The organism is Paenibacillus sp. CF095 (assembly GCF_900101225.1).
Classification (GTDB): domain Bacteria; phylum Bacillota; class Bacilli; order Paenibacillales; family Paenibacillaceae; genus Paenibacillus.
Genome location: NZ_FMZN01000001.1, coordinates 184,039 through 202,697, shown reverse-complemented (window position 1 = coordinate 202,697; position 18,659 = coordinate 184,039). Strand labels below are relative to the sequence as shown.

The following is an 18,659-nucleotide window of genomic DNA, read 5'->3' as shown; positions in this document are numbered from 1 at the left end:
ATATTCTTAACGCTTTATTCTGCTTTTAAGTTCCAGCCATTTACATATCCACTATCAAAATATCCTGTTGAGTTAGATCCTGCTTGGTGATCCTGCAACCTCCACGCATTTGGATTATATGTAGAAGCCATCAATTCAGCATCAAAAAATTGCATATAATAGTCAGACTGAAGCCCTTTCATTACACCAGACAAATTATTACAAGAGCTAGAATACATTGGAGTCGCTCTACTTGTTTTGGCAACCGAAGTGTGATAATAATTGAAAGTCGTAAGCCCACCCGTAGTATTGTACCAGGCAGCCCAACCTAACGCTGCATTAGCATAATATCCAATACTGGAACTAGGATAATAATTCCGCATCCATTCAAATCCCCCAGCGGTTGCAGTGCCGCATTGTTACATTTTGTAATAATATATAAATAATATGTTTTTATGCAGATAATTACCACAAAAATCTGACTATGGTTTTAGGATCACCTTCAGAGTTATGGTTCTTCAATTGAAAATCAAAAAAATGCCGCATAATTAGCGGCTCGTCATGCATTCTTAAGTTATCCTACGCTCACTATTGGTCTGTTGATGTCAAACCGACTATCCATAACATGTACACAACGGTTACTCATGGATGTCTCACACATCCGTAATGATCGTCAGAGCTTTTTATGATTATCCATAAAGCAAAAAGGCCCATAGACAATCTATGGGCCTTTTGGTTTGGTTAACATTTATGGCTTAAGCTAATATCCAGTAGTGACTGTGCCTCATTTTCCAACATGGAGGAAGCTATCATCCTGAAGTCTTCAGCCCCAATTTCAAAGTGACCATTACGAAACGGAAACCCCCAATTGCGATTTCCCCGTGTAAAACTGAGCTGATCTAACAACGTTGCGATCTTTACTTCTCGACACAGAAGATAACGGAGATCTCGGCGAAAGGGTACAAATGATTCCGACATCTGATATTGGTAGACCCTGTCGTCGATAATCTGACCAATAGCGGTAAAAGCCTGAAGTGGCTTGCCAGTTGATATGTCTGTACGTGGAGAGTAGTATATCATCCAATCACCCGCGGACATCTGTCGCAACATTGCCGACTTGCCATGGCATAGCTGCGCAAACCCTCCCTCTACGGCTACATTTACATGAGAAGCAGACACAACGCCAATCCAATATCTTCTGTCTGTCATTTCCAATGATTTCAATACTTCCGTTGTACTTCTCATCCTTCAACCCACTCCTCTTAATCTGTGATATATCAAAATATAAAAAAACACTACTGACAGGTGTATGTCAGTAGTGTTTTAAGATGTTTTTGGCTACTTCCTGCATTCGAAAGCGTAAAGACTCCGGCTCCAAGACCTCGATATCTCCACCCCAACCAAGTAAATAATGCAAGATTTCCTCCGGGTAGCGGACACGAAAATGAAAAATCACACCTTCCTCTTGATCCTCAAATGCATCCATATAAAAATGAAGGGCCTCCATAATTTTGTCAGCGATTTCAGGTTTAGCCCTGATTAATATGTGTTCGTTACGGTCGTCAGGAGGTCGATAACTGTTTAGATCAAAATCCGGCGGCAAAAGGAATTGATCCTCCAGCACGGAAAGTTCAGTCATGCGTGACAAACGAAAATGACGGATGTCTTGTCGCATATCACAACGTGCAATTAACATCCAATTCTCCTGAACCAGTGAGAGGCCATAGGGTGAAACCTCACGCATGTTATACCGATTCCCATCCGTTCCTGGCATTTTTTTCAGATACATAAAGCTGATTTTACGTTGATCCAGAATGGCATTACGTATCTGGTTAAGGTATGTTTTCACCCGTGCTCGGGTTAAAGGTTCAACCGTATGAAGCAGTCGCATCGTTTCCCGAACACGTGTTGATTCATTACGAACGGATTCTGGTAAGATCGCTTCAATTTTTCGTTGAGCCGACTTAGCCTCCATCGCGTATTCTGTATCCATTCTCTGTTCGATAAAATCAGCTCCCATTAGCAGGGATACGGCTTCTTCTGCGGTGAAGCTTACCGGGGGCAGAAAATATCCTTCCATGAGGGAATACCCCTGACCCGGAGCACCCATAATCGGAACACCAGCCTCACTTAATGCCTGAATATCTCGATATATCGTACGTACACTCGTCTCCAATTGAGCAGCTAAATCTTCTGCTCTTAACATCTTTCTTCGCTGCAATTCAAGCGTAATCGCAAGCTGTCGCTCAGTTTTGTTCATTTTCTAAGCCCCCACCGTTTCATCATCCCAACCTAAATCATTCTATCACAGTAACGTGTCTTTTCGTTTCGTGAATTAAAGCTATGGAACGTCTTACATGCCACCCGAAGAAAATCTTTTGTGGACTGGGTAGTGTGTTGTTTGTAAGATCCGACCTATCTCCACTTTATATTTAAACTGGAAAAATACGATACATATACCGATAATGTTGAAGATGTCTAACAACGCAAAGATCCATATACATTGAAGGAGTTGCACACTTTTGAAAAGATTCTATCTAGGCTTTGGATTAACGATCACCATTATCATTGGACTGTTATCAAGCGCTACTCCAACAGAAGCAGCATCGAAGAAAGTAAACTTAAAATTGTCAGAGGGAGCGACGTACTATGGTGAAGTTTTAAACGGGAAACCTCATGGTAAAGGAACCGCAAGATGGGGAGAAACCGAAGTTTACTCTGGAGATTGGATGAGTGGTAAGCGGCAAGGAAAAGGCAAGTATACATATACATTAGTTAAAGGTGGAGGTGTCCCCTTTGAGGATTACGATGAATCTAATATGGGCCATGGAACAGGTGAATTCACTACAAAAACCTACACCGGATCATGGATTAATGATACATATCATGGTAAAGGAAAAGAAATTACGCAATGGTTAGAAGTACAGTATCTTACTTCTGATGGTAAGGTTTACCCTATACTTGACAGATACATCAACACCATTAACAATGGAACATTCAATCAGGGCAAGATGACTCAAGGATATTACGCAATTCACTCTTCAGATACTGTCTCACTAGGATATACTGATCACACAACTACGATTGCTCTCAAAAATGATTATTTCAACGAAAAGTTAACCGGGGACAAGGACTTTTTTGACACGATTATCGATTATAAAAAGAAACACGGTTCTTCTGAAAAATATATTGGGATTAAACCATCCGAATTCTCCAAAGGTACATTAACTAATGGCAAATTCACGGGGGTTACGCATCTAATCGATTATAGCAATACTGTTAGTTATTCTAAACAAGTCATAATGAACGATAACGTATTAAAGGAGAATCACATAACATCTGGCGTATTTCATAAAGATCGTAAGAAGACCATTAATGAATTCCTGCAAGCTATTAAGCCCTACTCAGTCAAAATCAATACCATCTCTGACGAGATTATGTCATTAAAAGACATTAACTATGAGGGAATGATCCCTAGGTAGTGGAGGTCACAAAATGAGCAAAAAGCGATGGATTGTGAGCATAGTCATTTTGATTATCATACTTTTCATGAGCGAATTGATAATGTTGTCCTCAGGAAAGGTTGGAGTTCTCAACATAACGCAGAGAATCATTTCAGGTGCACCTCATGTTATCGTTCAAGGGCAGACACTGTCTTACCAAGGTAAGGTTCATTGGGAGGATATCCAAAGTAGTATCGAAGAATATTCCGCAAGCGATGAAGGAACGGTCTTGTATAAAGCACTAGGCACCCCTGTCCCACCACCTTGGATATATGTGAGAAAAGGAAACCATCAGGGTTTCCGATATAAAATCCCGCAGCTTCCCTGGAAACTATAAAATGATCTGGGAACTTCACGAGCGGACATCACCAGATGTTCGCTTTTGCAATGAATTTGTAGTCTACCTCGCTCAATGGTGACATGTCCTATGGTTCAGGTATCAAATACAATCCACACTATTGTTCATCTCACTTTTCTTCCAATCCATTAAACTGCCTGAGCATGGCGGTGAAAAGTTCTAGTTCCTTATCATCCCATCTGGATATACCGTCATAAAAAGCTGACTCCTTCTCCTTGAGCGCACCAACCGTCGATTGTTGACCAAGTTCCGTAAGAGACAGTAACACCCCGCGCCGATCCTTGGGGTCTTGCTCTTTGCTAACATATCCCGACTTTTCGAGTTGTTTGATTAATCGGCTGACCGAGCTGCGGTCCATTGCATTCGCTTCTGCCAAAGCCGCGGCGCTTGTTGGGCCATGGGAGTAGAGCCACCGTACCAGTTGAAAAGCGGCAGGTTGCAGATTCGCATCAAAACGCTCGGCAGATCGAACGTTAAGCGCATGCGAAGCACTGATCAGTGCATGAATCTGCTCACCCAGCGCTAGCTCCAGGGTTGCTCTATCTTTGGTTTTGACTGGATTTTCACTCATTATTGTTAACTCCCTCTCCCAGATACATGAAAGTAGACTTCTCGAAATATAGTTGACAAATATCAATTAATATTTATAGTTGATTTATGTCCATTATATAATTCCGAATCTATTCGTGTCAAAAGGAGATCTTCTCATGAAAACTAAACATCCCATTATTGTAATTACCGGAGCAACAAGCGGTTTAGGGCAGCTTGCAGCCATGGAACTCGCCAAACGCGGGGCACATCTTATACTCACAGCCCGAAGCAAGGAACGTGCCGAGGCTACCAGGTACAAAATCAAGGAAATCATGCCTTCTGCCAAAATTGAATTTTTCTATGGAGACTTGTCCTTACTGAGTGATGTAAAACGTGTTGGGCTTGAGATTGCAGCCGCTTATCCACGTATAGACGTACTTCTGAACAATGCCGGACTTCATGCTTTTGAACAGAGAGTCACGTCCGAAGGATTTGCCGAGATGATTGCCGTGAATTATTTGGCACCTTGGCTGTTAACGCACACATTGCAATCTTCCCTGTTTCAGGCGGGCCATGCCCGAGTCGTCAATGTTGCATCTGAAGCTTCGCGGAATCATGGCACACTGGTATTGTCAGATGACTTAACGGATATCACTCCTTTTACTGCACGCGGTTCCTCTCCAATCTATGGCAAAACCAAACTGCTCAATATTATGTTTACTGGTGAACTAGCCAGACAATGGCGTGGAACCGGAATTCGCGTAAATGCCTTGAATCCTGGCTTTAATGTTACGGGTCTTGGACGAGAGCTATGGTTTGCAAGTGTGCTTGAACGCATTTTAACCTTTTTGCACATTGGCGACCCGCGCCGGGGTGCGGATATCATAACTCGGTTGGCTGTGGATTCGAAGTATGGCGAGGTATCAGGAGGATATTTCAATGTGGGAACTGGAGCATCTATTGTTCCTATACATCCTGGCGGAGATGAGGCCATGCAAAACAGACTGTGGGTGGTTACGACACAATTACTGAAAGAACGTGGTTTGTTGGATTAATAGAAAGCAGAAAAGGGCTGTTCCATAGCCCTTAACATGGCTGGAACAGTCCTCCTTTTTTCAGTAGCTTATATTGTCGCAAACACCTTATCGAATCCAGCTTTTGACTTGGCGAACAACTCACTTGAACCAAGATTCGATGCCGGGGCCAGTACTTCCTGAGCCACCACACCATTGTAGCCAATCGCCTGCAGATTTCTCAGAAATCCGCCCAGATCAATGACCCCTTCGCCGGGGTACAAACGCTCATAATCCAGTAATTCCTCGATCGGCAAATCATAAGCATCGTTGATATGCACATGAACAATCTGCTCTTTCTTCAACTTCAACAGATCTTCCATCGGTAAACCATTCGTATGCCAGTGATAGGAATCTACGAGCAAACCTACGTTAGACGCATGGATCGTCTCGATCCAGTCCAGCGTATCTTCCACACGCCAGATAAACGGATTCTTCCATTGCGTCCGCAAATGATTGCAGCCAACAAACTCCAGCCCTAACTTAATCCCGTAAGCGTCCAAGATATCTGCGCAGAGTCTCAAGCGTTTCGTAGCCGCTGCCATAAATTGTGCTGCGGGTTGATCCGTTGAAGGTAAAATATACGTGCAGCAGCTGTAACAGTCCAACGAAGCAGAAGCTTCTGCCATAGCAACCAACGATTGCAACCCCTCACGAAACTGCTCATCTGTCGTCCGCCACTCTACCGTCAGGCCCGATGAACCGATGATCACCTGATTGCTTTCCAGCAGATGTTGTGCCTGTTCTTTGCCATACGTTTCAATCAATGAGAGCGGATTCAAATCTACAGATCCGAATCCGTGCTTGGCCGCATCTGTGATACATTGTTCATCAGACTCGATGTTGCCCAGTCCCGCATTCGTTAACCCTCTAATCATCCCAATCTCCTCCTGTGACTCGTCTGGAATTGCAGCTTGTATATCATTTTCTTTTATCATTTTATAATAGCAGTACTCTCCGAAAAAGAAACCATTAAAAAAGAGCCGCAACAACGTTATATTAACGTCATTACCGCTCTATCTTTTCTATCTTACACTCTCTAACGTATACCGGTTACGCGGAATTTCAAGACCCAGATTCTCCCTTAGCGTCTCATGTTCATACTCCGTACGGAACAGCCCTCGTTCTTGCAGAACCGGAACAACCAGCTCCACGAAATCTTCCAATCCATTGGGCACCACGGTACGAACATTGAATCCGTCTGCCGCTTCGCCTTCAAACCATTCCTGAATCTGATCTGCGATCTGATCCGGTGTACCAATGAACGATGTACGTGGAGTGGATGCCAGCAACGCGACTTGGCGCAGGGTCAGCCCCTGTTCCCGTGCCTGCTGCTTAATCTTGTCTGTTGTACTGCGGAAGCTGTTGCTGCCGATCTCCCCAATCTCAGGGAAAGGTTCGTCCAGCGGGAACTGGGAGAAGTCGTAATGATCGAAGTAACGTCCCAGATAATTCAACGCCTGATCAATACTCACCAGTTCGGCAATTTCCTGATATTTCTGCTCAGCCTCTTCCGCTGTTCTACCCACAATGGGGCCGATGCCCGGGAAGATCAGGATATCCTCTGCCTTGCGTCCATAAGCCACCGCTCTTGCTTTCACATCGCGGTAGAACTCCTTTGCTTCCTCCAACGTCTCATGTCCCGTGTAGACGGCATCTGCCGATCGGGCGGCCAGATCTTTACCAGATTCAGATGAGCCCGCCTGAAAAATCACCGGATGCCCCTGCTTCGAACGCCCCACATTAAGCGGACCCTGTACCGAGAAGTGCGCTCCCTTGTGATTTAGCGTATGTAGCTTAGCAGGATCGAAAAATACGCCCTGTTCCTTGTCTCCGATAAAGGCATCGTCCTCCCAGGAATCCCAAAGTCCTTTGACCACATTCAGATGTTCTTCCGCAATCTCGTAGCGCAGCGCATGGTTCGGATGTTCGCCTTTGCCAAAATTAAGTGCCGATCCTTCCAGAGGTGAAGTAACCACATTCCATCCGGCTCTCCCACCGCTTAATTGATCTAACGAGGCAAATTGCCGCGCAACCGTGAAGGGCTCACTATAGGAAGTAGACAATGTAGCAACCAGCCCGATATGGGAAGTTGCCCCAGCGAGTGCGGACAGAAGCGTGAGAGGTTCGAAGCGATTGAGAAAATGTGGATTGGACTTCTCGTTAATGAAGAGGCCATCTGCAATAAAGAGCAGATCAAACTTCCCTTTTTCCGCGATACGCACCTGCTTCTTGTAGAATTCCAGACTAACGCTCGCGTTAATTGGAATATCCGGGTGACGCCAAAAGGAAATGCTGTTACCCACTCCGTTCAGATTGGCTCCCAACTTCAATTGTCGTTGCGACATATATATTCCTCCCTATGTTGTGGTGATGACCATTCAGTTCGAGTATCCTTTTATCTCTGAGAGTCGTTTCATCATTTCTTTATGCTGTTTCCGCTAACTTCTGCTGTTGCCATGCCTAATCCCGGTTTATCCGCCTGTTTCACATCACTTACCCGGACTGCCCAAGCCGCTCCAAGCAATACAATCCCTGTAAATAGAAAAATAAACGGAATGCCGATCCATCCACCGAGAAAACCACCAATTAACGGTCCAAGCACAATACCGAACTGACTCGCCGTCTGACTCAGACTGACAGCCCTCCCACGAAAATCGTGATCAGCATATTTGATGATCAGGGCATTAAGCGCCGGATAGACTGCCGCAAAGAACAAACCATAAACAAATCGCAGGCTGCCAAAATAAATCAGATTCGTTGCTGTCATTTGCAGCAGACTGCCAATCCCACCGCCGATCAGACCGATAAACAGGGTTTTCTCGTATCCGATCCTTCCACCAATCTTCCCCCATCGCGGCCCCATAATGACGGTTGCCACACCAATCGCCGAGAAGACAATTCCTGCACTGAGTGTTGCACTGCCAATATCTCCGCCAATCTGGACCACATAGAGCGTCAGCACCGGTTCGATGATGAGCACGGAGGTCGAGACTAAGAGAATCAAACCGTAGATTCGCATCAAACCCGGCGTGGAAGCCGCTCTTTTCAAATCCCCTATGATCTTCGTTGGAACGATCGTACGAGTTTGTCGTGACTCCTTAACACCGAGGACCATCAGAGCCGCGAGCAATGTAATTACAGCGGATGCAATGAAACATCCCCGCAGTCCGATCCAGTGACTCAATACACCACCGGCAAGAGGACCAAGAATTCCGCCCGCAGCGCTGGCCGTAGAGATCACGCCAAGTGCATAACCCACCTGTTTCTCCGGAGTATTGGTGCCGATCAGTGTAATCGAGGCGGGATGAAAACCAGCCATGAGTCCCTGAAAGACCCTCACCGCGATAAACGTATACGGATCATACACAAAGAAGTTAGCCAGATGTGCAATGCCTAGCCCCACTCCGGAACGGACCAGCATCAGTTTGCTGCCATATTTATCAGCCAGTGATCCCCAGAAGGGTGCGCATAATCCGCTGATCAGAAAGCTGATGGAAATGGAGATACCCGACCAAGCTTCCAAGCCACTCTGGATACCGAGATCATTTTGCAGGAATATAGGAAAGAACGGAACGGATAGCGAGTACGCCATATGATTGAAAAACAGGCCGAACCACAGAATATACAGATTTCTCTTCCATTGTGGCATCTTGGCATTCTCCATACTATATAATTCCTATATAAAAAGTAGGTTATTATCCATATTAGGGTAACGTCATCGGAAAGTATAATAGAAAAGTTCAATAGACCCATTCAAGAATTAAATGAATGGGTCTATACCTTTATTTCGTATGGGTTTTCGTTTACACTCACGCATTTTCACATCATCGGTGTAGACAAAAATCCTCTTGTATAAGTGGTACGTTTTTCGCTTTCCTTCTGGTGAAACATTTTTTGTGGAATCAGGATGTTTGGTACGAACATGGAAAATTTATGTTGAAACAACAAATAAGTTCGTATAATATAAAATTAATTACTTGTTCTATAAATATAGAACTAATCCAGAAAGGAACTAAACTCTTATGAACTACACAGTAGAAGTTGATTTTGCGCCAATTTATGAATGTGTAAGCACCCTGAGCGCTTTTATGAGTAAACAAAATCATACTAACCTGGATGCCGGGAAACGATGGGTTCGTGATGTACAGGATCGATTCTCACCAGCCAAACTTCAACAAATGCGAGATACGATGAAAGCCACAGACAATTTCAGCCTTGCGCCATATATATGGAGCTGTTCAGGGGAACGTTCGGTGAATGGCTTTTTGAATTGGCTTGAAGAGTTGTCCTCAGGACAATTGTATGACATCGCCGCTCGCTTTAAGTTATCTGTCCCCTCCAATCTGCCCGAATTGCGCAATCGGACATCCGAAGTGCTACGAGAATGGGATACTCAGTATTTTGGGCACATCGATCCGGCAATTATTGAGGGACTCTTTTTGGAAGCTGAATCGAGACGTTCCAGTCTGAACGGGACGAATGACCAAGAAGTCTATGAACAAGCTACACAGGGCATGAGGATATATCCCAACCATACGCTAAAAAAAATAATCCTCATCCCTCAATATCATGCACGTCCATTTGTCACCTCAGTGATCTTTGACGAGATGATCTTCACTAATTATTCTTGCGATATTCTTCCAACAGAACCGGGACGACCAGACCCTGGGTTACTGCGTCTAACCCGGGCACTGTCCGATGAAACCAGACTGTTCATCTTAAGACTACTGGCTGGTAAACAGATGACCTTCACTGAAATTGTCCGTGAGGTTGGACTGTCCAAGAGCACGGTGCATTACCATCTAATAGCCTTGCGAGCAGCCGGGCTGATTATCGTGCATTATGATTACAAAAACACCGAATATAGCCTGCGCTTGGAAGCTCTAAACAACCTTCCACGGCAGATTGGAGCTTACATTGAAGGTTGAGTTCAAGCATCTCCATCTCCACAAATTGCACTATTCTATCATACGGAGGAACCTTAATGCTGAAGCGAAGTTATTACGGTTTATTGGCTACTGTTACTCTTAGCTCTCTCGGTGATGTGTTTGGTCTTTTGGCCATGGAATGGCTTGTTTATGAATTAACTGCCTCTAAGTTAGCCATGGGTGCTATGGCACTAAGTTTCAGCATTCCCGAGGTAGCCTTCCGGCTACTTGGATCACCGCTGTCCGACCGACTGCATCGTGGACGGTTCATGGCCGGACTGGCTACAGTACGACTGTTGGCTCTTTTGTTGCCGCTAAGTATGGGTATCGCGGGCCAATTACAACTTTGGCACCTATTTCTCGCCGCAGCACTCAGCGGGGCCTGCTCCGCCCTCTTCATGCCAACGGCCATGGCTGTTGTACCGGGCGTAGCTGGCAAACACAAACTGCTGCGGGCATTCGCAGTGATTGATGGTTGTCGAAATGCCGCTGCTTTGCTGGGACCAGCCTTTGCCGGAGCTCTAACGGCTGCAGCTGGAGCGTTACCAACATTAGGCATCAACGCTATTTGCTACATTGCAGCCATCACGGCACTGCTCTATCTGCCCACAATGCAGAAACCAGTAGCACAAACATCTTTTTCTCTTAAAGCTTATATCCAAGATATTGGAGAGGGCTTCACTTTTTATCGGCGATTCCCAGCCATGCTATCGATTATGGTAATGGTTTCGATCAGCAATATGTCCTCTGTAGCCATCTGGACCATGATGATTCCTTTTGTCCGCGAAGTGCTGCACCGGGATGCCGCCGCCATGGGCACTCTGACCACGGCTTCGGCATTTGGCACACTAGCAGGACTAACTATTATCTCGTGGATGGGTGAAATCAAGAGAAGACGCACGGTCATGCTGTGCAGCTTAGCTGTGATTGGGCTTTTCAACGCTTTATTGGGACTATTTCCGAGTTACCCATTTGCACTTATTGCCTTATGTGCTGCAGGAGCAGCCGGACCTTTCTTCGGTTCTCTAAGCTCTTCGTTACATGGTACGCTTGTGCCCAGTTGTCTACAAGGCCGGGTTAATTCGATCCGATTCCTGATTGGTGGAGGATTACAGCCCGTAGGTGCTTTTGCAGGTGCAGCGGTTGCAGAAGTCTATGGCCTTCCCTTCCTATTTCTGTCTTTAGGTCTTCTTCCTTTCATCTGTTCGATAGCTGCTTTATTTCTCCCGAACCTGAAAAATTTGAATGGCGATCTCGATACTCTACTACATAAGCCATCCAATAAAGTTCGTATTACAAGCAGTTAACAACACTAAAAGCGCCGTCCCTTTTTATTGGAACGACGCTTTTGACGTGTGACAACGATAGCAGTTTACCTCAAACATGCCATGATACCACATCTGTCCCCCACTTCCCAAACATGCGGGACTGGTATCCCGACATAGGTGGTAATTGTGAGATAAAAGCCAACTCTTCGCTTCTTAAGATTTTTTTCTATACTCTCCATTATCGTGTAAATATGAAGTGAACTTGATTACATATCGCGATCATACTATTCCTTCAATTGGACCGACATAAATACATCGACCTCATCTTCACTGTCCAATATAAATCCAAATCGTTCATACAATCGCCGAGCAGGACTTCCCTGCAAAACATTTAAAATAACCCTTTTCCCCTGAACTTCATCCTGTTCCAGCAGCATGTTCAATATCTGAGTTCCTATTCTCTGGCCCTGATAATCGGGATGTATGTAGAAATGTTCCAATAGATATGCCTCAGACTTGGGCTTCAACGCTACACAACCTACCATTGAACCCTCCACTTCAATAATCTGTGTCTGGACAGGGTCGAATGTATTGCGGAAACGTTCACGTACCTTCACATCATCGTACCTTCCCAGCCTGGTTAGATCATCGTATAGTACCAAGGCTCGCAAATCGGCCAGTTGCTCTTGGTCTGCCTGTACAGCTTGACGTATTGTTATTGGGTTCATTGGTTGAATTCCTTTCCAGTGGAGACACGTTAATTTTTGAATATCTTATCGCACTATAGAACACTAAAAATCATACCTTTGGCAGCTCACTTGAGCAACATCGGATTTTAGAACGCACTTTTTTTTCAAACCTATTGAACTCCTCAAAAAATAAAAAAGCCCAAAAAGGACGGTGCAGTCTTGCTTATACAAATAAGCGAACCCGCAGCCATCCCTTCTGGGATGTAGATTATTTTAGAAAACTATGAAACACGTGAAGCTTGTGCTGCATGCTGCTGCAATGCTTCCAGACCCAATGCGAGCGCACCACACAAGCCTGCATGCTGGCCCAATCCGGGCTGCACAATATATTGGTCGATATGTTGCGTGATTGGGGCTGCATTCACATAACCATTAAGATTCCGCACTACCTGTTCCCGGATCATAGGAAACAGATGATCTTGCTGCATCACACCACCGCCCAAGATGATTTTCTGCGGCGAATGAAGCAAGATGGCCGTTGTAATCGACTCCGCAATGTAAAAGGATTCGATCTCCCACGCCGGATGATCTGCCGGCAGTTCACTGCCAGGGATCTGCCAACGGGCTTCAATGGCTGGTCCTGCAGCCATACCCTCCAGACAATCGCCATGATACGGGCATAATCCGGCAAAGTGATCGTCTGGATGGCGTCTTGTGCGAATATGTCCACCCTCGGGATGTAACAATCCATGGACTCGTTGGCCCCCTGCCACAAGTCCAACACCGACGCCTGTACCAATCGTGTAATATACACAGTTGTCCAGCCCTTGCGCCGCTCCCCACGTCACTTCACCGAGCGCGGCAGCATTCACATCCGTATCCCATCCAAAAGGAACCGGAAATTCATGCTTCAAGGTTCCAATCACATTACAGTTTCCCCACCCAGGCTTAGGTGTGGTCGTAATATAACCATAGGTGGGACTATCCGGTTGCAGATCAATCGGACCAAAGGAGCCGACCCCCATTGCTTCCACATCTTTATCCCTGAAATAGTCGATCACCTTGGCAAGAGTGGTCTCCGGATGTTCTGTTGGAAAGCTGATCCGATCTTCTATCTGTCCATGCTCATTACCTACACCACATACAAACTTTGTTCCGCCCGCTTCTATGGCTCCAATACGCATCGTTCTGGACTCCTTTCCTTCATTACAATTAACCTTTAGCCTTGGTTGGTGATATCTCATAGATATGAAGTGAAGAGAAGACCAGATCAGTATTTTCGGCATGAGCAGAGATGCCCTTGGAATCCACATCCGGATAGATCAGATCCGTAATAACCGCCTGACCATCATTTGCAAATACCTCCACAGATGAATGATCTACAAAGATACGCAAACTTTGATTCGCACTCGGTGCCTTTAACTCAGCTGTATGACGGCTCAGGAAATGTTCATGAAAATCGCCGATACCCGATCCACTACGATCGATATACACTTCCCCTCGGTTGGCGTCTACGCCAACGAGAGTTTCGTTGTCAGCTCCGCTTCTTAAGGCAAAATGGAACGACTGATTTGGAGTCCACTCTGCATGGATCTCATAGTTCACTAGTTGCAAAGCGTTCAACTGCTCACTCACTTGCTGAATCGAAGCATCCTGTAGGGACAATAATGGCGTACGGGCTTGCTTAAGTTCACGTGCAGGACGTTGAATCAGTATTACTTCTCCGGCTCTTGTCTCCAGAGACAGCTCCCGTGCAATGGTCATTGCTCCACGATAATCATTGGTTGGCGTCTGATTGGCATACATCCAGTTGCTCATCCACCCCATAAACAGGCGTCTGCCATCTTCAGCCGGAATGTCAGACCAACTAACTCCCGCATAGTTATCCCGGCCATGATCAATCCAGCGAATCGTATGGGATGCCTCATCTGGGACAAATGTTCTTCCATCAAAATCTCCGGTAAAATATTGTGTTCTGGATCCTTCTTTAAAAGCAGGATCTGCACCGATGCTAACGAGCATCACCCATTTCACCTGCCCTGAATCTCCATCCACTGCAAGCGGGAACAAGTCCGGGCATTCCCACACGCCATCGTGTGAACCGATCCCTTCGCCAAATTCACTTCCTAGCGTCCAATCCTTCAGATTGGGAGATCGGTACAGACATACCGTTTGACCACAAGCGATAATCATAACCCATTCCTTGGTCTGCTCATGCCAGAACACCTTGGGATCACGGAAATCTACAAAGGACTCATGCTTTAATACCGGATTACCCTCGTATTTAGCCCAGGTTCTGCCGTTGTCTTTGCTATACGCCAGACTCTGACGCTGAACAGGATGCTCATTTGGTACTTCCAGATGATGTGTAAAAATGGCTACCAACCCCGGCTCATCTTCGAAAAATCCGGAAGTATTGTTCCAGTCCACCACCGCACTGCCGGAGAAAATCATGCCATGTTCATCCGGTGCCAGAGCTACAGGAAGTTCATCCCAAGTGACGAGATCTCGGGTTACCGCGTGACCCCAATGCATCGGTCCCCATGTAGTACCAAACGGATGATACTGGTAGAACAAGTGATACTCCCCATTGAAAAACACCATGCCGTTTGGGTCGTTCATCCACTTCTCTTTCGGTGAAAAATGGTATTCATTTCTGTAATCTTGTTTAAGAATTGTCGACATTATGGTTTCTCCTCCGTACTTTTCTTTATTTGTTATTACGGTCATATCCCGCTTGTTTAATCTGTAGCCATTCTTGCAATCCAAGGCGATCCAACTCTTTCAAGTAAGCATCCCATTCCTGATCTATTTTCCCGTTCTGATACCATTCTGTACGCAGACGTAACACGTAGGCGAAGAGATCGGTCTCAATCGTGGACAATCGATCCAGTTCATCAATGGAGAAGAACACACTTGGATATACGTTCTCCGCTTTCATATGCGGAACCATAACCTTGTCGAGAAGTTCCATCCGCCAAGCCGCATCTTCCGGTTTGGTTGTGTATTTGTCATAATAACTGTCGAGAATGGCCAATGGTCCTGCGATACTGGTTTTTTGTCTAAGTTCCACAGGTGCAGATCCTTCCAGCGGAAGATGCTTCAGCATCCCTTTGGCTTCATCAAATTCAAAAATATTTTGCTGACTCTCATCTCCATAGGTACCCCAGTTGTTCTGTACGGATTGGAGCGGATCGTACAATTGGTCTACCCACTTCGCTGTGGATTCCAGGTTTTTATTGCTGCTGGTGATGACCATGCGACCACGATCAAGCCCAATCCCGTTTGTTCTTGTGACATTAACTTCGCCGTTAGGTCCAGCAACCGGAGGCAGAACATCATACGTATCATTCATGCCTGTAATGTTAGCCTTATCCCAAGTGAAGTACATGCCGTACTTGTTGTCCTTGCCTTTCGCAAGATACGTGTTCCAATCCTGCTGATACGACTCAACATCGACGAGACCTTCCTGAACCAGCTCATGAATGTATTTAACCGCTTCCTTGTAGCCTTCATCAGCTGCCGTGAAGACCACTTTCCCATCATTGGTTACCACGGTATGATCCCAGTTCTCTCCGAGTCCAAATGCCGCAAAGAGGAATGTTAGATCTTCTCCGCCCGGTTTGTTAATGAAAGATAACGGAATTTCGTCTGCCTTACCGTTGCCGTTAGGATCTTGGGTTTTGAACGCGATCAATACTTCTTTCAGTTCTTCGGTTGTCGTTGGCATCTTCAGTCCAAGCTTGTTCAGCCATTCCACATTAATCCAGGGCAAGTTATCCACTGCCTGAATCCGTTGTTTGCCACTTCCGAGTTCTTCAATCCATGGGAATGAATAGATATGTCCGTCTGGAGCCGTGATCATGCTCTTGTATTCGGGAGCTTCCTCCAGCACCTTTTTCAGATTGGGCATGTGTTGTTCAATCATGTCCTCAAGTGGAATGATCGCCCCGTCCTTCGCCAGTTTCAGGAGATCATAATCCCCGTAACCTGCATCAAAAATGGCATCCGGCAAATCACCGCTGGCGACCGCCAGATTTCTTTTTTCTGCAAACACATCACTCGTATAGTTCTTCCAGTTGATATGCACATTGGTTTTCTCTTCGAGTCGCTTGTTAATCAGCTTGTCGTTCGGATCAGCGGGAGCCAGCGGAGAGCTCTGTGTTATAAAATTCAATGTCACCTTGCCATCAGGTGATTGCGCCTCACTTGCCGCGCCGCCTCCACCCCCGCCACAGGCGGTTAGAAAGAGCATTGCAGATAACATGGAAATGGATGCCGTTGTAACGGCTTTTCTGGATTTGTTCACTTTTTTCATAATAATGACCTCCATGAGTTGGATTGGATCAACTTACTGTATCGCAGGCTGTTCACTATTTGAGGGAACCGACCATGACACCTTTTTCGAAATACTTCTGGAAGAACGGGTACATGATGATGAGTGGTAGACTCGAAATGACAATCGCTGAGTATTTAATCATCTCGGAGAGCCGTTTCAGTTCTGCCATCGCAAGCTGATCACTGATCATGCCAGGTGCAGCCTGATTCTGAATCAGAATGGAACGCAGAACGAGCTGTAACGGATGCAGTTTCGGATTATCCAGATAGATCATTGCATCAAAATAGGAATTCCATTGCCCAACGAACGCATAAAGTGCGAGTACAAAAATGATCGGTTTCGACAACGGAATGACGATCTGGAAGAAAATCTTCATCTCAGAGGCGCCATCCACATTTGCAGCTTCTTTCAGTTCTCGAGGGACTCCTTTGAAAAAGGTTCTGGAGAGAATGATGTTCCAGACGTTAACGGCTCCAGGGATGATGATCGCCCACACCGTATCCAGCATGCCGAGATTACGTATGAGTAGATAAGTAGGGATTAATCCCCCGCCGAAGAACATGGTAATGATAAAGATAATCATGAAAAACCCACGTCCCGCGAGCCTATCATCCGACAATGCATAACCTGCAAATATGGATACAGTCACGGTGATCAGTGCAAAGGAAACCGAGTACAATACCGCATTTGCAAACCCCCGGATCATGGCTGGATTGGACAAAATCATCTGATATCCGTCCAGACTCCAGTCCGATACATTAAAGGACAGTCCACGATTCAGTAGCACAGTGGGGTCCATGAATGAGGCGATAACAATATAAATCAGGGGAACAACCACAACCAGTACAGCACAGGTGAGAAAAATGGCATTGAGTGTGAGGATCAATCGATCCATTCCCGTGTGTTTAACAACCATGGATAATACTCCTTTCCTAATAGAGGCCTTCGCCTTCATTCAATTTCTTCACAATCAGATTCACCGTCACCAGCAAAATCACATTGATAACCGAGTTGAACAATCCAACTGCCGCAGAATAAGCGTAATCTCCAGACTGTAACCCCACCTTGTAGACATATGTGGCAATAATCTCGGAGGACGGCAGGTTCATGGACGTCTGCATCAGATAGGCCTTTTCAAATCCAATGGACATAATCCCGCCAGCTGCAAGGATAAAGACGATGGCCATAATCGGACGAATCGTTGGAAGGTCAATGTGGCGAATACGCTGAAGGAGATTGGCTCCATCCAGATTAGCCGCATTGTGAAGCTCCGGATCAACATTGGCCAAAGCCGCAACGTATATGATGGAAGCCCAGCCGGCTCCGGTCCAGATATCGGACAAAATGTAGATCCAGCGGAAATATTCCGGTTCAGACATGAACATGATTGGCTGACCTGTAATCCATGTGGCTAATTGATTAATTGGCCCTGTCGGTGAGAGGAAGATGAACAGCATACCCACAACCACAACAACCGAGATGAAATTGGGTGCGTACAGAAACAATTGAATATTTTTCTTGATGCCAGCTTTGCGTACCTGATTCAGCATGAGTGCCAGTAAAATGGGCACCGGGAAACTGAATATCAATCCCAAAAAGCTGAGTTTAAGCGTATTCATTAAAATGATATCGAAATTGGGTGAAGCTATAAATTTCTCGAAATGCTTCAGTCCTACCCAATCACTGCCCATGATGCCTTTGATCGGACTGAAATCCTTAAACGCAATGATGGCTCCGTACATCGGAATGTACTTGAAGATAAGAGTCAAAATTAAGGCTGGTGCAAGCAACATATATAAAAAGTAATTTTTTTTGAGCTGCTGCAACCTATGACCGCTTGTCGTCCTCACTTTCAGTACCCTTCCCTCGCCCTTTTTGCTGTCGGCTATGTTATCCAACACAATACCCCCGTTCCATTCTAGAAGTTGACAATTGTTTTCAGTAAGGGCTTTCAATATTTACAATTGCCTATTTAATAATTTACAATT

Annotated in this window: 17 protein-coding genes; 4 read left to right on the top strand and 13 right to left on the bottom strand. The window is 45.5% G+C overall.

Annotation, left to right across the window (positions count from 1 at the left end; all coding sequences use genetic code 11):
* Positions 1-14: 14 nt before the first annotated feature.
* The 3 genes from BLS69_RS00950 to BLS69_RS00940 all read right to left on the bottom strand — a co-directional run bounded on the left by BLS69_RS00950 (position 15) and on the right by BLS69_RS00940 (position 2,239).
* Positions 15-362 (bottom strand): hypothetical protein, encoded by a 348-nt coding sequence (locus BLS69_RS00950; RefSeq protein WP_091027898.1) that lies wholly within the window; start codon positions 360-362, stop codon positions 15-17.
* Between the two features lie 358 nt (positions 363-720).
* On the bottom strand, positions 721-1,224 hold the full coding sequence (locus tag BLS69_RS00945) for an EVE domain-containing protein (RefSeq protein ID WP_240768078.1): 504 nt from the start codon (positions 1,222-1,224) through the stop codon (positions 721-723).
* A gap of 67 nt (positions 1,225-1,291) precedes the next feature.
* Positions 1,292-2,239: a helix-turn-helix transcriptional regulator gene (locus BLS69_RS00940; protein ID WP_091027895.1), complete on the bottom strand. Its 948-nt coding sequence runs from the start codon at positions 2,237-2,239 to the stop codon at positions 1,292-1,294.
* A 262-nt stretch (positions 2,240-2,501) separates the two neighbouring features.
* On the opposite strand from BLS69_RS00940, the gene BLS69_RS00935 reads away from it, so the two are divergent.
* Complete coding sequence (locus tag BLS69_RS00935) at positions 2,502-3,461, top strand: MORN repeat-containing protein (RefSeq protein WP_091027893.1); 960 nt, start codon at positions 2,502-2,504, stop codon at positions 3,459-3,461.
* Between the two features lie 488 nt (positions 3,462-3,949).
* Here BLS69_RS00935 and BLS69_RS00925 read toward each other — a convergent pair whose 3' ends face one another.
* Positions 3,950-4,411, bottom strand: coding sequence for a MarR family winged helix-turn-helix transcriptional regulator (locus BLS69_RS00925; protein ID WP_091027889.1), 462 nt, complete (start codon positions 4,409-4,411; stop codon positions 3,950-3,952).
* 136 nt (positions 4,412-4,547) lie between these two features.
* On the opposite strand from BLS69_RS00925, the gene BLS69_RS00920 reads away from it, so the two are divergent.
* Entirely contained in the window at positions 4,548-5,426 is an 879-nt protein-coding gene (locus BLS69_RS00920) for an SDR family NAD(P)-dependent oxidoreductase (protein ID WP_091027886.1), read from the top strand.
* Between the two features lie 68 nt (positions 5,427-5,494).
* Here BLS69_RS00920 and BLS69_RS00915 read toward each other — a convergent pair whose 3' ends face one another.
* The 3 genes from BLS69_RS00915 to BLS69_RS00905 form a co-directional block, all read right to left on the bottom strand.
* On the bottom strand, positions 5,495-6,322 hold the full coding sequence (locus BLS69_RS00915; protein ID WP_091027885.1) for a sugar phosphate isomerase/epimerase family protein: 828 nt from the start codon (positions 6,320-6,322) through the stop codon (positions 5,495-5,497).
* A 147-nt stretch (positions 6,323-6,469) separates the two neighbouring features.
* Complete coding sequence (locus BLS69_RS00910) at positions 6,470-7,792, bottom strand: LLM class flavin-dependent oxidoreductase (RefSeq protein WP_091027882.1); 1,323 nt, start codon at positions 7,790-7,792, stop codon at positions 6,470-6,472.
* Positions 7,793-7,863: 71 nt separating this feature from the next.
* A complete protein-coding gene (locus tag BLS69_RS00905; protein ID WP_091034755.1) occupies positions 7,864-9,096 on the bottom strand; it encodes an MFS transporter in 1,233 nt (410 codons plus the stop codon).
* 439 nt (positions 9,097-9,535) lie between these two features.
* On the opposite strand from BLS69_RS00905, the gene BLS69_RS00900 reads away from it, so the two are divergent.
* Entirely contained in the window at positions 9,536-10,375 is an 840-nt protein-coding gene (locus BLS69_RS00900; protein ID WP_176872525.1) for an ArsR/SmtB family transcription factor, read from the top strand.
* A 56-nt stretch (positions 10,376-10,431) separates the two neighbouring features.
* Positions 10,432-11,682, top strand: a complete 1,251-nt coding sequence (locus tag BLS69_RS00895) for an MFS transporter (protein ID WP_091027879.1) — start codon at positions 10,432-10,434, stop codon at positions 11,680-11,682.
* Positions 11,683-11,927: 245 nt separating this feature from the next.
* Here BLS69_RS00895 and BLS69_RS00890 read toward each other — a convergent pair whose 3' ends face one another.
* The 6 genes from BLS69_RS00890 to BLS69_RS00865 form a co-directional block, all read right to left on the bottom strand.
* Positions 11,928-12,371, bottom strand: coding sequence for a GNAT family N-acetyltransferase (locus tag BLS69_RS00890; RefSeq protein ID WP_091027877.1), 444 nt, complete (start codon positions 12,369-12,371; stop codon positions 11,928-11,930).
* A gap of 242 nt (positions 12,372-12,613) precedes the next feature.
* Entirely contained in the window at positions 12,614-13,516 is a 903-nt protein-coding gene (locus BLS69_RS00885) for an ROK family protein (protein ID WP_091027875.1), read from the bottom strand.
* Between the two features lie 28 nt (positions 13,517-13,544).
* Positions 13,545-15,017 (bottom strand): glycoside hydrolase family 32 protein, encoded by a 1,473-nt coding sequence (locus tag BLS69_RS00880; RefSeq protein WP_091027872.1) that lies wholly within the window; start codon positions 15,015-15,017, stop codon positions 13,545-13,547.
* A gap of 25 nt (positions 15,018-15,042) precedes the next feature.
* Positions 15,043-16,650 carry an ABC transporter substrate-binding protein gene (locus BLS69_RS00875; RefSeq protein ID WP_017686933.1) on the bottom strand — a complete coding sequence of 536 codons (1,608 nt, stop codon included), beginning with the start codon at positions 16,648-16,650 and terminating at the stop codon, positions 15,043-15,045.
* Between the two features lie 55 nt (positions 16,651-16,705).
* On the bottom strand, positions 16,706-17,587 hold the full coding sequence (locus tag BLS69_RS00870; protein WP_091027870.1) for a carbohydrate ABC transporter permease: 882 nt from the start codon (positions 17,585-17,587) through the stop codon (positions 16,706-16,708).
* A 16-nt stretch (positions 17,588-17,603) separates the two neighbouring features.
* Positions 17,604-18,464 (bottom strand): ABC transporter permease, encoded by an 861-nt coding sequence (locus BLS69_RS00865; RefSeq protein ID WP_223200008.1) that lies wholly within the window; start codon positions 18,462-18,464, stop codon positions 17,604-17,606.
* Positions 18,465-18,659: the final 195 nt, after the last annotated feature.

Excerpts from the sequence above, each read along its gene's own strand:
- BLS69_RS00945 (WP_240768078.1), bottom strand. The coding sequence starts at position 1,224 with ATGAGAAGTACAACGGAAGTATTGAAATCATTGGAAATGACAGACAGA.
- BLS69_RS00905 (WP_091034755.1), bottom strand. The coding sequence starts at position 9,096 with ATGCCACAATGGAAGAGAAATCTGTATATTCTGTGGTTCGGCCTGTTT.
- BLS69_RS00875 (WP_017686933.1), bottom strand. The coding sequence starts at position 16,650 with ATGAAAAAAGTGAACAAATCCAGAAAAGCCGTTACAACGGCATCCATT.
- BLS69_RS00895 (WP_091027879.1), top strand. The coding sequence starts at position 10,432 with ATGCTGAAGCGAAGTTATTACGGTTTATTGGCTACTGTTACTCTTAGC.
- BLS69_RS00870 (WP_091027870.1), bottom strand. The coding sequence starts at position 17,587 with ATGGTTGTTAAACACACGGGAATGGATCGATTGATCCTCACACTCAAT.
- BLS69_RS00940 (WP_091027895.1), bottom strand. The coding sequence starts at position 2,239 with ATGAACAAAACTGAGCGACAGCTTGCGATTACGCTTGAATTGCAGCGA.
- BLS69_RS00910 (WP_091027882.1), bottom strand. The coding sequence starts at position 7,792 with ATGTCGCAACGACAATTGAAGTTGGGAGCCAATCTGAACGGAGTGGGT.
- BLS69_RS00885 (WP_091027875.1), bottom strand. The coding sequence starts at position 13,516 with ATGCGTATTGGAGCCATAGAAGCGGGCGGAACAAAGTTTGTATGTGGT.
- BLS69_RS00915 (WP_091027885.1), bottom strand. The coding sequence starts at position 6,322 with ATGATTAGAGGGTTAACGAATGCGGGACTGGGCAACATCGAGTCTGAT.
- BLS69_RS00920 (WP_091027886.1), top strand. The coding sequence starts at position 4,548 with ATGAAAACTAAACATCCCATTATTGTAATTACCGGAGCAACAAGCGGT.
- BLS69_RS00925 (WP_091027889.1), bottom strand. The coding sequence starts at position 4,411 with ATGAGTGAAAATCCAGTCAAAACCAAAGATAGAGCAACCCTGGAGCTA.
- BLS69_RS00900 (WP_176872525.1), top strand. The coding sequence starts at position 9,536 with ATGAGTAAACAAAATCATACTAACCTGGATGCCGGGAAACGATGGGTT.
- BLS69_RS00950 (WP_091027898.1), bottom strand. The coding sequence starts at position 362 with ATGCGGAATTATTATCCTAGTTCCAGTATTGGATATTATGCTAATGCA.
- BLS69_RS00880 (WP_091027872.1), bottom strand. The coding sequence starts at position 15,017 with ATGTCGACAATTCTTAAACAAGATTACAGAAATGAATACCATTTTTCA.
- BLS69_RS00865 (WP_223200008.1), bottom strand. The coding sequence starts at position 18,464 with ATGTTGCTTGCACCAGCCTTAATTTTGACTCTTATCTTCAAGTACATT.
- BLS69_RS00890 (WP_091027877.1), bottom strand. The coding sequence starts at position 12,371 with ATGAACCCAATAACAATACGTCAAGCTGTACAGGCAGACCAAGAGCAA.